Annotated in this window: 11 protein-coding genes; 3 read left to right on the forward strand and 8 right to left on the reverse strand. The window is 63.5% G+C overall.

The window, feature by feature from the left end:
- Positions 1 to 55: 55 nt before the first annotated feature.
- From gcvPB to IRI77_RS20640, 7 genes are all read right to left on the reverse strand, one after another.
- Positions 56 to 1,540: an aminomethyl-transferring glycine dehydrogenase subunit GcvPB gene (gene gcvPB / locus IRI77_RS20610; RefSeq protein WP_194446910.1), complete on the reverse strand. Its 1,485-nt coding sequence runs from the start codon at positions 1,538 to 1,540 to the stop codon at positions 56 to 58.
- On the reverse strand, positions 1,540 to 2,853 hold the full coding sequence (gcvPA, locus tag IRI77_RS20615; RefSeq protein WP_194446911.1) for an aminomethyl-transferring glycine dehydrogenase subunit GcvPA: 1,314 nt from the start codon (positions 2,851 to 2,853) through the stop codon (positions 1,540 to 1,542). The genes gcvPB and gcvPA overlap by 1 nt, the downstream gene beginning before the upstream one ends.
- A gap of 139 nt (positions 2,854 to 2,992) precedes the next feature.
- Positions 2,993 to 3,373: a glycine cleavage system protein GcvH gene (gcvH, locus tag IRI77_RS20620; protein WP_194446912.1), complete on the reverse strand. Its 381-nt coding sequence runs from the start codon at positions 3,371 to 3,373 to the stop codon at positions 2,993 to 2,995.
- Positions 3,370 to 4,476 carry a glycine cleavage system aminomethyltransferase GcvT gene (gene gcvT, locus IRI77_RS20625; protein WP_194446913.1) on the reverse strand — a complete coding sequence of 369 codons (1,107 nt, stop codon included), beginning with the start codon at positions 4,474 to 4,476 and terminating at the stop codon, positions 3,370 to 3,372. The genes gcvH and gcvT overlap by 4 nt, the downstream gene beginning before the upstream one ends.
- 73 nt (positions 4,477 to 4,549) lie before the next feature.
- Positions 4,550 to 5,848: a glycerate kinase type-2 family protein gene (locus IRI77_RS20630; protein WP_194446914.1), complete on the reverse strand. Its 1,299-nt coding sequence runs from the start codon at positions 5,846 to 5,848 to the stop codon at positions 4,550 to 4,552.
- A gap of 6 nt (positions 5,849 to 5,854) precedes the next feature.
- On the reverse strand, positions 5,855 to 6,382 hold the full coding sequence (locus IRI77_RS20635) for a shikimate kinase (RefSeq protein ID WP_194446915.1): 528 nt from the start codon (positions 6,380 to 6,382) through the stop codon (positions 5,855 to 5,857).
- A complete protein-coding gene (locus IRI77_RS20640; RefSeq protein ID WP_194446916.1) occupies positions 6,379 to 7,164 on the reverse strand; it encodes an SDR family NAD(P)-dependent oxidoreductase in 786 nt (261 codons plus the stop codon). Before IRI77_RS20640 ends, IRI77_RS20635 begins: the two co-directional genes overlap by 4 nt.
- Positions 7,165 to 7,205: 41 nt before the next feature.
- On the opposite strand from IRI77_RS20640, the gene IRI77_RS20645 reads away from it, so the two are divergent.
- The 3 genes from IRI77_RS20645 to IRI77_RS20655 all read left to right on the forward strand — a co-directional run bounded on the left by IRI77_RS20645 (position 7,206) and on the right by IRI77_RS20655 (position 11,064).
- The gene (locus IRI77_RS20645) at positions 7,206 to 7,862 is read left to right on the forward strand and encodes an LON peptidase substrate-binding domain-containing protein (protein ID WP_194446917.1); all 657 of its coding nucleotides are present in this window, start codon (positions 7,206 to 7,208) and stop codon (positions 7,860 to 7,862) included.
- Between the two features lie 10 nt (positions 7,863 to 7,872).
- Positions 7,873 to 8,559: an HAD family hydrolase gene (locus IRI77_RS20650; RefSeq protein WP_194446918.1), complete on the forward strand. Its 687-nt coding sequence runs from the start codon at positions 7,873 to 7,875 to the stop codon at positions 8,557 to 8,559.
- Between the two features lie 111 nt (positions 8,560 to 8,670).
- Positions 8,671 to 11,064: an ABC transporter permease gene (locus IRI77_RS20655; protein WP_194446919.1), complete on the forward strand. Its 2,394-nt coding sequence runs from the start codon at positions 8,671 to 8,673 to the stop codon at positions 11,062 to 11,064.
- A 6-nt stretch (positions 11,065 to 11,070) separates the two neighbouring features.
- Here the strand turns inward: IRI77_RS20655 and IRI77_RS20660 are convergent, their stop codons facing one another.
- Positions 11,071 to 12,801 carry a DUF885 domain-containing protein gene (locus tag IRI77_RS20660; protein WP_194446920.1) on the reverse strand — a complete coding sequence of 577 codons (1,731 nt, stop codon included), beginning with the start codon at positions 12,799 to 12,801 and terminating at the stop codon, positions 11,071 to 11,073.
- Between the last annotated feature and the right edge of the window lie 34 nt (positions 12,802 to 12,835).

Here is a 12,835-nt window from a genome sequence, read left to right on the forward strand (position 1 = left end):
GCCGCCCTGCCAGGGGAGACAAAGGACTTCCGCTCCGGCCGCCATGCAGGAAGCGCTAGGGCTTCCAACGGACAATCGGCTTGCGCGCCGCGGTGACTTCATCCACACGTGAAGTGCGGGTCATGTAGGGCGCGTGCTTCACCATTTCGGGATCGGTGTCGATCTCGTTGGAGATGGCGATGAGCGATTCGCAGAAGGCGTCGAGTTCCTGCTTCGATTCCGTTTCCGTGGGTTCGATCATGAGCGCGCCGTGCACGATCATGGGGAAGCTGACGGTATAGGGATGGAAGCCGTAGTCGATGAGGCGCTTGGCGATATCGCCGGTGCGCACGCCTTTGGCTTCCTGACGGGTGTCTTCAAACACGCACTCGTGCATGGAGGGCGCGTCGTAGGCGATCTGGAAGTAGGGGGCGAGCTTGGCGCGCAGATAGTTGGCGTTCAATAGCGCATCGAGCGTGGCCTTGCGGAGGCCGGGACCGCCGTGGGCCATGATGTAGGCGAGGGCGCGAACCAAGACCCCGAAGTTGCCGTAGTAGGCGCGAACGCGGCCGATGGATTGGGGGCAGTTGTAATCCCAGGTCCACTGGCCATTGGCCTGCCGGAGGCGCGGGGTGGGCAGGAACGGCTCCAGGTGCGACTTGACGCCGACGGCACCGGCTCCAGGACCACCGCCGCCGTGTGGGGTGGAGAAGGTCTTGTGCAGGTTGGAGTGCAGGACGTCGATGCCGAAATCGCCGGGCCGGGCGACGCCGACCAGCGCATTCAGGTTGGCGCCATCCATGTAGACTTGCGCGCCCTTGGCGTGAAGGATGGCGGCAATCTTGACAATGTTCTCTTCGAAGACACCGACCGTGTTGGGGTTGGTGATCATCATGGCCGCCACGGAGTCGTCGACGGCGGCTTCTAGCACCGCGGGATCGATCATGCCCTGCTCGTTGGACTTGAGGGTGGCGACTTCGTAGCCGGCGATGATGGCCGTGGCGGGGTTGGTGCCGTGGGCGGAATCGGGGACCAGAACCTTCCTGCGCGGATTGCCCTGGGACTCGAGATAGGCCCGGATGAGCATGATGCCGGTGTACTCGCCATGCGCGCCGGCGGCCGGCTGGAGGGTGACGGCGTCCATGCCGAAGATTTCGCCGAGGTACTGCTCGAGGACAGCGGCGATTTCCATGGCGCCCTGGGAGAGGGATTCCGGCTGGTAGGGGTGCGCCCAGGCGAGGCCTTCGATGCGGGCCACGGCCTCGTTGATGCGCGGGTTGTACTTCATCGTGCACGAACCCAGCGGGAAGAGGCCGAGGTCGATGCCGTAGTTCCAGGTGGAGAGGCGCGTGAAGTGGCGAATGACTTCGACTTCGCTGACTTCCGGGAAGTTTTCGATCTCGGTACGGACGTTTTCGCCGCCCAGGGCTTCAGCGGCGTCGACGGCGGGCACATCCAACTCGGGGAGCTGATAGCCGGTTTTGCCGGGATGAGAGAGCTCGAAGAGCAGGGATTCGTTCTGCGTGAGATGGGGGCGGATTTTGCCGAGAGTCTTGGGCATTAGAGCAGAACCTCCTTGACGGCGTCGATGTCGGCGCGCTTCGACATTTCAGTGGCGCAGAGCAGCATGGAATCCTTCAACTCGGGGAAGAAGCGTCCCAGCGGCAGGCCGCCAATGATCTTCTTCTCGAGGAGGGCCGCATTGGCCTCTTCGGGAGTCCTGCCCTTGGGTTGGACGACGAACTCATTGAAGAACGGGCCGCTGAAGGGGAGCTCGAGCCCCTTGGCGAGGTAGTGGGCCTTGGCCAGGTTTTGCTCGGCCAGTTCGCGGAGACCCTGCTTGCCGTAGACGCTCATGAAGACCGTGGCCATCAGGGCGATAAGGGCCTGGTTGGTGCAGATGTTGGAAGTGGCCTTCTCGCGGCGGATGTGTTGTTCGCGGGTGGAGAGAGTGAGGCAGAAGGCGCGGTTGCCGTCGGCGTCCTTGGTCTCACCGACCAGGCGGCCGGGGATCTGGCGCATGTACTTTTCCTTCGTGGCGATGATGCCGGCGAAGGGTCCGCCGTAGCTGGGCGAGATGGCGAAGCTCTGGAGTTCGCCGACGACGATGTCGGCATCGCGCGGCGGCTCGACGAGGCCGAGGGAAACGGCTTCAGAGAAGACGACCACCAGGAGGGCGCCGTGCTTGTGGGCGAGTTCAGAGGCCTGTTTGATGTTCTCGACAATGCCGAAGAAGTTCGGCGACTGGAGAATGACGCAGGCGATGTCCTTGTCGAGCTTCGACTCCAGGCCGGCCACGTCGATGGAGCCGGTTTTGGGGTCGTAGCCGAAAGGCTCCACGTGAAGCTGGGCGTTGCGGGCGGCGGTGTCGAGCACTTCGCGGTACTCGGGGTGGAGATTGGCGGCGACCAGGAACTTATGGCGGCCCGTGACGCGGGCGGCCATCATGGCAGCCTCAGGCACGGCGGTTGAGCCGTCATACATGGAGGCGTTGGCGACTTCCATGCCAGTGAGCTGGCAGACCATGGTCTGGAATTCAAAGATCGTCGTCAGAGTGCCCTGGGCGATCTCGGCCTGATAGGGCGTGTAGGAGGTGAGGAACTCTCCGCGACTCACAACCACGTCGCAGAGGACGGGCCGGTAGTGGGCATAGACGCCCGCGCCGAGGAAGCTGGCGTACCCGTTGGCGTTCTTTGCAGCCTGCTGCTTGAAGTAGTCGGAGATTTCATACTCCGACTTGCCGGCGGGAATGTCGAGGTTCCGAGGGAAGAGGGCTTCCGCGGGGAGGTGAGCGTAGAGATCATCGAGGGACTTGAGTCCGCAAGCGTCGAGCATGGCACGCCGCTCGGCGTCAGAGTGGGGCAGGTATCGCAATTGTGATGGCTCCCGGAAATGGAGCAGCCGGGGAGGCCACCCCAATACCCTATTGTAGCGTTGCGGCCCGGCTTTCGAGATTACCGGGCCGCTTTAGATCACTTAGGGAGAGAGGTTGGGGAGCGGGGAGGAGTTGGGGTTAGCCGCCAATGAATGCCTGATACTCCTCGGCGGAGAGGAGGCCGGAGACTGCGCCGGGGTTGGACAGGCGGATCTTCACGAGCCAGGCGTCGCCATGGGGGTCTTCATTGAGCTTCTCGGGCGCCTCGGCGAGGTGGGTATTGATCTCGAGAACTTCGCCGGAAACGGGCGCGTAGATGTCGCTGACGGCCTTCACCGACTCCACCGAACCCAGGCTCTTGCCTGTTTCGATCACGGCGCCGACTTTCGGCAGGTCCACATAGACGATATCGCCGAGTTCATTCTGGGCATGATCGGTGATGCCGATGGTGCCGGTGTCGCCGTCGACAGACACCCATTCATGTTCTTTCGTGTAGCGGAAGGTTTCTGGGTAGTTCATTTCGCTCGCTTGTAGAAAGGGATGGGGATGGTGACCGCTTCGACAGGGGCATTCCGTACCATGACTTCGATGGAGGTGCCGGGTACAGCCTTGTCGAGGGGCAGGTAACACATTCCGATGTTCTTGTTGAGCGTCGGGGAAGGACCGCCGGAGGTGACCCAGCCGGCGGGAGCGCCCGCGACGCGGACTTCGTAGCCGTCGCGGCCGATGCCGCGACCACACATTTCAAAGCCAATCAGTTTACGGGTGAGACCGGCGGCCTTCTGCTCTTCCAGCCTGGCGCGGCCGAGGAAATCACCCTTGTCGAACTTGACGATCCACTGCAGGCCGGCTTCGAGGGGCGAAATGGAAGCATCGATCTCGTGGCCGTACAAGGCCATGCCGGATTCCATGCGGAGGGTGTTGCGGGCACCCAAACCGGCGGGTTTGATCCCAAACTCCTCGCCGGCGGCCATGAGTTCGTTCCAGCGTTTCTCGGCGAGGCTGGGGTCGACGTAGATTTCAAAGCCATCCTCGCCCGTGTAGCCGGTGCGGGCGATGCGGGCCCAGTCTCCGGAGACTTCGCCATCGGTGAACCAGTAGTACTTGATGGGCGAGAGTTCGGTCTTGGTGAGCTTCTGGAGAGTGGCTAGCGCCTTAGGTCCCTGGACCGCGATTTGGGCGTAACGCGGGCCGGCGTTCTCGACGGTGCAATCCCAGCGGTTCTGGGCGGCGATGTGCTCGAAGTCCTTGTCCTGGTTGGAGGCGTTGACGCACAGGAAGTAGGAATCGTCAGCGACCTTGTGCACCAGGATGTCGTCGACAAAGCCGCCGTGGTCGTAGAGCAGGCCGGCGTAGTGGACCTGGCCGATGGCCAGCTTGGCGGCGTTGTTCGTGGAGACGTAGTTGACGAGAGAGAGGGCTTCCGGCCCTTTGATCTCGATCTCGCCCATGTGGCTGACATCAAAAAGGCCGGCGGCGGTGCGGACCGTGTTGTGCTCGTCGATGATGCCGGAATACTGTACGGGCATGTCCCAACCGCCGAAGTCCACCATGCGGGCCTTGAGGGCGCGGTGGGCTGCGTTGAGAGGCGTTTTCAGCAGGTCGACGGAAGGATCACTCATAGGATTTGGCTTACGGTCAACTCAATCTAACATAGGGCACCCCCAGGTGGCGTAGCAGCGCGGAGCGGGCCTGTCATCTGAGGAGCATGAGCCGGACATCCATCACGTTGGTGCCGGTCGGCCCGGTCTTCACGAGGTCACCCAGGGCATCGAAGAAGTGGTAAGAATCGTTGCGGCCCAGGGACAAGGCGGCATTCAGCCCCAGTTTGGCGGCGCGTTGGACCGATTCGCCGTCCGCCATGGCGCCTGCCGCGTCGGTGGGTCCGTCGGTGCCGTCAGTACCGCCGCTAAAAGCCAGCACTCCGGGTTGGCCGTCAAGGACGATGGCGGCGGCGAGCGCGAACTCCTGATTGCGGCCCCCGAGGCCGTCGCCGCGGATGGTGACCGTGGTTTCGCCGCCGGAAATGAAGCAGACCGGTGGTTTGGCCGGACGTCCGGTGGCGATGGCCTCGCGGGCGATGGCGGCGTGCATGAAGGCGACATCCTTGGTCTCGCCCTCGATGGTGGTGGAAAGGACGACGGGCTTGTAGCCGAGGTCCTTAGCCTTGGCCGCGGCGGCTTTCACGGCGAGCAGATTGCTGCCGATGACGAGATTGCGGGTGCGGGCGAAACAGGCGTCCCCCTCTTTGGGTGTATCTTCCACGGTGCCGCGGAGGCCGGACTGGAGGCGGGTGCGGACGGACGCGGGCAACTGGGCGGCGAGGCCGTATTTTTCGATGACGGTCCAGGCGGTTTGGAAGGTGGAGGGGTCGGGGGCGGTGGGGCCGGACCCGATGACGTCCAGCGGGTCGCCGACCACGTCGGAGAGCATCAGCGAAACCACGGTGGCGGGTGCGGCCAAGCGAGCCAGTTGGCCTCCCTTTATGAGGGAGAGGTGTTTGCGGACCGCGTTGAGCTCGTGGATGGTGGCTCCGCAGCCGAGGAGGAGCCGGGTGGTGTCCTGCTTCTCCGCGAGAGTGATTGGAGCGGCCGGCAAGGGCAGGAGGGCCGAGCCTCCGCCGGAGATGAGGCAGATGACCAGATCGTCCGCTTTCGCATCACTGGCGAGCAGGGCGATCTGCCGGGCGCCGTCAACACCGCGTTGATCGGGCACGGGATGACTGCACTCGTTCAGCCGGATGCGCTTGAGGTCCGCGAGATGACCGTCCTTGGTATTCACGAGCCCAGCGGTGACATGGCCGCCGAGGGCGGCTTCCACGGCATGGGCCATGGCTGCGGAGGCCTTGCCTGCGCCAAGGACAAAGATATGGCGAAAACGATGAGTGGGGATCCTCTTGAGAGCGGCCAGCACGGCGGTTTCCGGTTGGGCAGCATCGACCGCGGCCTGGAAGATGGCCTTGGCGTCGCGGCGGAGAATCCGGGCAATAGGCATTGGTAATTAGAAGATGGGCAGTTTCAGAATGGTATCGACCGCGCCCTGGGAACCTTCCGAGCCGACCGGGATTCGATAATCCGACTTGTCGTAGAACTCGCGCCGCGCCCAATAGAGGGCTTCGAACTTCTCGGGGTCCCGGGCGAGGGGCCGGTGGGTGGAGTGGGCGATGCGGGAGCGAATGAGTTCCAGAGGCGCATCCAGCCAGATGGAGAGCCCGTGGTTCTGGATGAGCTCGAAGTTTCGGGGTTGGGCAAAACACCCGCCACCGACGGAGATGACCCAAGGGACGCCGCGGGCGACATCAGAGACGCGGCGCTTGAGGGCCTCGCTCTCGATGCGGCGGAATTCATCCTCGCCATGCGTATCGAAGATCTGGCCGATGGGCTGTTGCTCGCGCGCCTCGATATCCTCGTCCAGGTCGGCAAACCGCCACCCGAGGTATTTGGCGAGTGCGCGGCCCACCGTCGTTTTTCCGCTACCCATGAAGCCCACCAGGTAGATGCCCGGTGTGCGCTTCAGCTTAAGAATCATGCTTGCTGCTCCAATTGGCGGTGGAACCGCGCCAAGAACCTTTCAGTCTGCCACGGAAAGAGCCGCGCCGCGAGAAGCAGCAACCTGGCGCTGCCGGGGGTCACGACGGTAGCGGCTCCTTTTTCGATACCTCGAACGATAGCATTGGCGCATTCCGCGGCGGTGATGGCGAAGTGCGAAGGGTTGCGGAGGGAGGGGGGCATGGCGGCTCCGCGAACGTTCTCAGGGAAGGCCGTTTTCACGTAGCCGGGGCAAACGGTCATGACCTGGATCCCTGCACCGGAGAGTTCGGAACGCAGGCCTTCCGACAGCGCGCACAAGGCGAACTTGGAAGCGGAGTATATGGAAAGCCACGGCAAGGTCAATCTCCCAGCGACGGAACTGATATTGACGATGATGCCGCTTCCTCGCTCTTTCATCAAGGGCGCAGCGAGTTGGATGAGATGGAGGGGCGCAAAAAGGTTGAGCTCGAACATGTCGCGCACGTCGTCGAGAGGCGAGCGGGTGGGCGGCGCATACATCCCGTAGCCAGCATTATTGACGAGGATGTCAATGTGGCCGAATCGATCGAGGGAGCGTTGGATGAGGGTGTCGCGGAAGGCGGAGTCGCAAAGGTCGCCGGGGAGGACAAGGTCCTCGGGTTGGGCGATGCGTGCGAGCCGTTCCGTAGAGCGGCCCGTGAGCACGAGACGCGCACCGCGGCGGCGGAGTTCCGCGGCGAGGGCAGCACCGATGCCGGAGCTGGCTCCCGTGATGAGTGTGACACTGCCGGAGATCTTCATGAGTAAGGGCGGTTCCCGGCGCGGGCTGGGCTTATCTCCGCATGAGCCATAATACAAAGATGCCGGAGGGCCTGCTGCCGCTGTTTCCACTGGAAGTGGTGCTGTTTCCGAACACGAGTTTGCCGTTGCACATCTTCGAGGACCGGTACAAGGAGATGATCAACGAATGCATTACCGAGGATCGCGCTTTCGGCATCGTGCTCTCGCGCGGGAACGGGGTGCTGCGGACCGGCACTACTGCCGCCGTGGAACAGGTGCTGCAGCGGTTTGAAGACGGCCGTTTGGACATCCTTACGCTGGGGCGCCGGCGGTTTGAGATCCTTTCGATCCAAACTGACAGGAACTTTTTCCAGGCGGAAGTCCAGTATTTCGACGATGACGATCAGGCGCCGGCCAGTCTGCAGACGATTCTGCGGGCGCTTGAGCAGTTCGAAGAACTCGTCAAGCTCACCGGAGACGAGACCGAGACGCCGGAAGCGGACCACCCCGAGTTGAGCTTTCAACTGGCCCAGATCTCGACAGATCTAAGTTTCCGCCAAACGTTGCTGCAGATGCGCTCGGAGGCGGACCGGATGGAGCAGGTACGCGAGCATCTGGCGGTGCTGCTGGAGCGGCACAAACTCGGCAAAGAGATCAGGAAAGTGGCACGGCTGAACGGGCATGGCAAGCATACGCCGGACCTTTCCAGCCTCGAATAGACCGTTACTCATGCGCCTCAACCTGCTGATCGACGCCGACGATACGCTGTGGGAGAACAACGTCTACTTCGAGGCGGCTTTCGAGCAGTTTGTCTCGTTCCTGGAGCATTCGACGCTGACGGCGGATGAGGTTCGGGCCATCCTGGATGAGATCGAACTGGCCAACAGCAAGGTGCACGGGTACGGTTCGTTGAACTTCGGCCGGAACCTGCAGGAGTGCTACCGGCGGCTGGCCGGACGGGCGATCCGGAACGAGGATCTGGAAACGGTGAAGGGGTTTGCGCTTCGGATTCTGGAACAACCGGTGGAGTTGATGGAGGGAGTGGCGGAGACGCTGGAGTACCTCGCATCGCGGCATGCCCTGACCATTTGCACGAAGGGCCACGAGGAAGAGCAGAAGCTCAAGATCGACCGTTCCGGGGTGGGGGTGTGGTTCGAGCACACGGCCATTGTGAAGGAGAAAGACCGGGGCGCTTACCAGCGGCTGGTGGCCGAACGGGGGTTGGATCCGGCTGTTACCTGGATGATCGGGAACTCTCCGAAATCCGATATCAACCCGTCGCTGGAGGCCGGATTGAATGCGGTGTTCGTGCCGCATGAACGGACCTGGACGCTGGAGCGGCAGGCGTTGCGCGAGCCTGGACCGGGGCGGCTGGAGATCGTGGAGAGATTCTCAGACCTTCAGCGGCTGTTTTAAGGGCGAACAGGACGTCCCATGAGCGGACAGCGCCTGGCGCCGCACCTGGCGGCAAGGCACTGATGCGGCAAGAGTTGACTTTGGCTCTGTGGGTGCCGCTACACTCCCGCGATGCTTCCGGATTTCATATTCGCCTTTCGTTCCCTTCACAAGAGTCTCGGCTTCACGCTGGTGTCGGTGCTGACACTGGGCTTAGGGATCGGGGCCTCCACGGCGATGTTCAGCGTGGTGCACTCGGCACTACTGCGCCCGCTGCCTTACCCGGAGGCCGATCGAATCGTCCATGTGTGGGAAGAGACCGCGGCGATGGGGTTCCCGGAGAATACTCCGGCGCCGGCCAATTACTATGACTGGAAAGCGCAGTCGAAGACGCTGGAGGACATGACGGCCTTCCGGCGCTGGGCCTTCACGTTGACGGGAGAAGGGGAAGCTGTCCGCATCGAAGGCGTGAAGACGACCCCCGAGTTGTTCCCGCTGCTAGGCGTGAAGCCGCGGTTGGGGCGGGTGTTCACCGCGGCGGAAGACGAGGCTGGAGCGCCCGGCGTAGCGATCGTGAGCTACGCATTGTGGAGGGACCGGTTCGGCAGCGACTCCTCGCTGATTGGAAAGACGCTATCGCTGGACGGTGCTGCGATGACGGTGATCGGGGTCATGCCGGCCGAGTTTCGCGTGGCCGGGTATGAGGCGGACATCTGGACTCCGATGGCGTTCAGTCCGGAAGACCGGACCCGGCGAGGCTCCCACTTTCTGCAGGTGATGGCGAAGCTGAAGCCCGGGGTGACGCTGGAGCAGGCTCGAGCGGAGATGAAGGGGATCGCGAAGCGGCTGGAACTCCAGTATCCGGATTCGAATTCGGAAGTGGGCGCCGTGGTGACCAGCCTGCGGCAAACGCTAAGCGGGCGGCAGAAGCCGATGCTGCTGGCGCTGCTGGGGATTGTCGGGTTCCTGCTGCTGATCGCCTGTGCCAATGTGGCCGGGCTGCTGGTGGCACGGGCCTCGGCGCGGCAACGGGAATTCGCGGTGCGGGCGGCTTTGGGCGCCGGGCGGATGAAGCTGCTGCGGCTGCAACTGGTGGAGAGTTCGGTACTGGCGGCCCTTGCCTGCCTGCTGGGTTTGGCGTTGGCCGCCTGGACCAAGGAGGGCGTGTCGCGGCTGCTGCCGGAGGCGCTGTACGGGGCCAAGGAGATCGAGCTGAATCCGGTGGTGCTGGGTTTCTCGATGGTTGCCGCGGCTCTGACCGCGCTTCTTTCCGGGATGGCGCCCGCCCTTTTGGCCTGGCGCACGGCCGAAGCGGACTCGCTGCGGCAGGGCAGCCGGAACCAAGTGGGTGGGCGGGCAGGCCTGCGCCAGTTGCTGGTCGGCGCGGAGGTTACGCTCTCCGTGCTGATGCTGACAGGCGCCGGATTGTTTCTGCATAGCTTCCTCAAGCTGCAACGGCAGGAGTTGGGTTTCGACCCCGAGGGCCTCGTTACGATGCGGCTGGTGCTGCCGGACCGATCGTACGCGAAGGATGAACAGCGCGTCGCCTTCTACCAGGCGTCGCTGGAGAAGATCAAGGCGATTCCTGGAGTGGCCGACGCCGGTTGGACCTACCGCGTACCGACCAGCATGGCCGGCGGAGCAAGCATGGTGACGTTCGATGGGCGTCCGGCGCCGCCGCGCGGGCAGGAGATCGTCGTGCCGCACCGCTATGTGACTCCGTCGTATTTCCCTACGATGCGGATGCGGCTGGTGGAGGGGCGGCTGATGGAGGCGCGCGATACGAAAGGCCCGGTTTACGGCGTGATGGTGAACGAGACCTTTGCCAGGCGCTTCTTCCAGGGACGGTCCGCGCTGGACAGTACGTTCGTCGACAGCAACCAGGAGGCGAAGTGCCGGATCATCGGCGTGGTGGCGGATGTGCGCGAATACAACATCGACGAGCCGGCCCGGCCGGTGATGTACAACCCGCTGCAGGCCGCCCCAATGGTCCGGGACCTGGTGGTGCGGACAGCGATGGAGCCAGGGGCGGTCGCGACGCTGGTGCGTGCCGAGATCCGGTCGATTGATGCCAGCCTGGCTGTGTCCCATGTGCAGCCGATGGAGGAGGTGCTTTCGAAGGCGGTGGCGGGCCCAAGGCTCCAGATGGTGCTGGCCGGCATATTTGCGGTGTTGGCGCTGCTGCTGACGGGCGTGGGTTTGGCGGGCGTGGTGGCACAGAGCGTGGTTGAGCGGACGCCCGAGATTGGGCTTCGCATGGCGCTGGGCGCACAGCGCGGTCATGTGCTGGCGCTGGTGTTCCGGGAGGGCATTCTGCCGACCGGGGCCGGGCTGGCGGCGGGCCTCGCACTGAGCCTGGCGATGGCTCGTACGGTGCAGAGCCTGCTGTATGGGGTGCAGGCGCATGACACCCAGACGTTTGTCACGGTGCCACTGGTGCTGGCGGGGGTCTCGTTGCTGGCCATGCTGCTGCCGGCGCTGCGCGCCCTGCGGATTGAACCGATGAGCGCGCTGCGCGGCGATTGAAGAACGCTAGAGAAGCGGCGCGGTGTTGCCCGGCAGCAGGATCTGCCGCATGAGTTTGAGCGGCAGCGGACCCTGCTTCACGAACTCGTCGTGGAAGCCCTGCAGACTGTAGGCGGACCCCTTGGCCTGCTGGTAGTCGGCTCGCAGTTTGTAGATCATCAGCTTGCCGAGCGTGTAGTAAAGGTAGGTCGGATTGTAGGCGCCGCGGCGCGATTCCTCAAACGCGTTGGCCGGTTGCTGAAAGCCCTTTTCCACGAAGAGCTTCTGCCCTTGCTCGACGGTCCAGCCCTGGGTGTGCAGCTTGATGCCCGTGATGTAGCGGCAGTCGCGCAGCAGCGCCTCGGAAAGCTGCGCGAGGTGGATCTTGGGGTCGCCTTCGCCGTAGCCCTGTTCCAGCATCATCTGTTCGGTGTAGTGCGCCCAGCCTTCGGCGTTGGAGGCCGCTCCACCCAGCTTGCGGGTCTTGGTGGGGAACTGCTTGCCGTAGAGGAACTGGAGGTAATGGCCGGGGAATGCCTCGTGGATGGTGATCATCTGCATCACGTACTTGTTGTAGAGCCGCAGATGCTCTTCCTTGTGCTTCGTGTCCCACTCTTTCTCGGGCGGCGTGACGTAGTAGAAAGCCTCAGTGGCCTTTTCCTCATAGGGGCCGGGCGTGTCCATGGAAGCGAAGCTGCCCACGCGGGCGTAGACCGGGGTCTCCTCGATGCGCGGGCGGACTTCCGAGGGCACGGTGACAATCTTGTGGTCGATGAGGAACGAACGGGTTCCTTCGATGGTGCGGCGGGCGGCGGGCAGGAGATCGGCTTCGGTGGGATGCTCGGTCTCCAGCGACTTCATGACGTCAGCGGGCGAGAGCTTGGGGTTGATCTTCCTGGCGGTCTCGACGAAGTCGTTGTAGTCCTTGTCGAGATTCGCCTGTCCAACAGCGAGAACGCGGTCGAGCGGCAGATCCACCATCTCCTCGTAGAGGAGCTTCTTCGAGAAGTTCCCGGCGCCGATGGAGTAGGAGCCTTTCGATCTCGGCAGCAGGTCTGACTTGAGCCACGCGGCGGCGTCCTTCATGGCGGCCACGACTGCCTCATCGGCCTTCTGGAAATCGCTCAAGGCCTGGGCGTCACCGCCGGCCGCGTCCTTCGCCCAGACGGCGACTTCCTTCTCGAGGAAGCCGATGGAGCCTCCGGCCACGCGAATGGCAAGGTCAGTGAATTCCTTGGGAGGATTGTCCACATTCGCCTTCATCGCGGCGATCAGCGCGGGCGCGGCGGCCAACCTGGCCGTGACGCCGGCCAGGCGCTCTTTCGCCGGTGCGAAGTTGCGCTTCATGAGCAGATCGACGGCGCCGCCCGGTGAGGCAACGTAATCGATGGGATTGTGCCGCCAGGTCTGAATGGTCTCGAGGTCGAGCAGTTCGGCCTGCAGAGCATTGTGGATCATCGTGAGGTCGATCTGATCCTGCTCCGCCGGCTTGGCGGCCTGCAGCGCCTCGGCCTGCTTCAACTGTTCCTTCACCGTAGCGATGCGCCGCTCGTAAGCGGCGGCAGAGCGATCTTCCAACTGCTTGTCATATTGATGGAAGCCGACGCTGGTTCCAAAAGAGGGGCTCCAGGTGAAGAGCGCGTCGTAGTAGGTGTCGACGAAGGCGCTGACCTTGGGCGGTTCCGGCTTGGAGGCGCACGCGCTGAGGAGGAGGGTGAGGGTGAGGCCGGAGACCGCACCCGCGGAGGCGAATCGCATAATTTCAGGGTAGCAACAGGCGTGAGGAGGAGAT

It is taken from the genome of Paludibaculum fermentans (genome assembly GCF_015277775.1).
Lineage (GTDB): Bacteria > Acidobacteriota > Terriglobia > Bryobacterales > Bryobacteraceae > Paludibaculum > Paludibaculum fermentans.

Excerpts from the sequence above, each read along its gene's own strand:
- gcvT (WP_194446913.1), bottom strand. The coding sequence starts at position 4,476 with ATGAGTGATCCTTCCGTCGACCTGCTGAAAACGCCTCTCAACGCAGCC.
- gcvH (WP_194446912.1), bottom strand. The coding sequence starts at position 3,373 with ATGAACTACCCAGAAACCTTCCGCTACACGAAAGAACATGAATGGGTG.
- IRI77_RS20655 (WP_194446919.1), top strand. The coding sequence starts at position 8,671 with ATGCTTCCGGATTTCATATTCGCCTTTCGTTCCCTTCACAAGAGTCTC.
- gcvPB (WP_194446910.1), bottom strand. The coding sequence starts at position 1,540 with ATGCCCAAGACTCTCGGCAAAATCCGCCCCCATCTCACGCAGAACGAA.
- IRI77_RS20650 (WP_194446918.1), top strand. The coding sequence starts at position 7,873 with ATGCGCCTCAACCTGCTGATCGACGCCGACGATACGCTGTGGGAGAAC.
- IRI77_RS20660 (WP_194446920.1), bottom strand. The coding sequence starts at position 12,801 with ATGCGATTCGCCTCCGCGGGTGCGGTCTCCGGCCTCACCCTCACCCTC.
- IRI77_RS20645 (WP_194446917.1), top strand. The coding sequence starts at position 7,206 with ATGAGCCATAATACAAAGATGCCGGAGGGCCTGCTGCCGCTGTTTCCA.
- IRI77_RS20635 (WP_194446915.1), bottom strand. The coding sequence starts at position 6,382 with ATGATTCTTAAGCTGAAGCGCACACCGGGCATCTACCTGGTGGGCTTC.
- IRI77_RS20630 (WP_194446914.1), bottom strand. The coding sequence starts at position 5,848 with ATGCCTATTGCCCGGATTCTCCGCCGCGACGCCAAGGCCATCTTCCAG.
- IRI77_RS20640 (WP_194446916.1), bottom strand. The coding sequence starts at position 7,164 with ATGAAGATCTCCGGCAGTGTCACACTCATCACGGGAGCCAGCTCCGGC.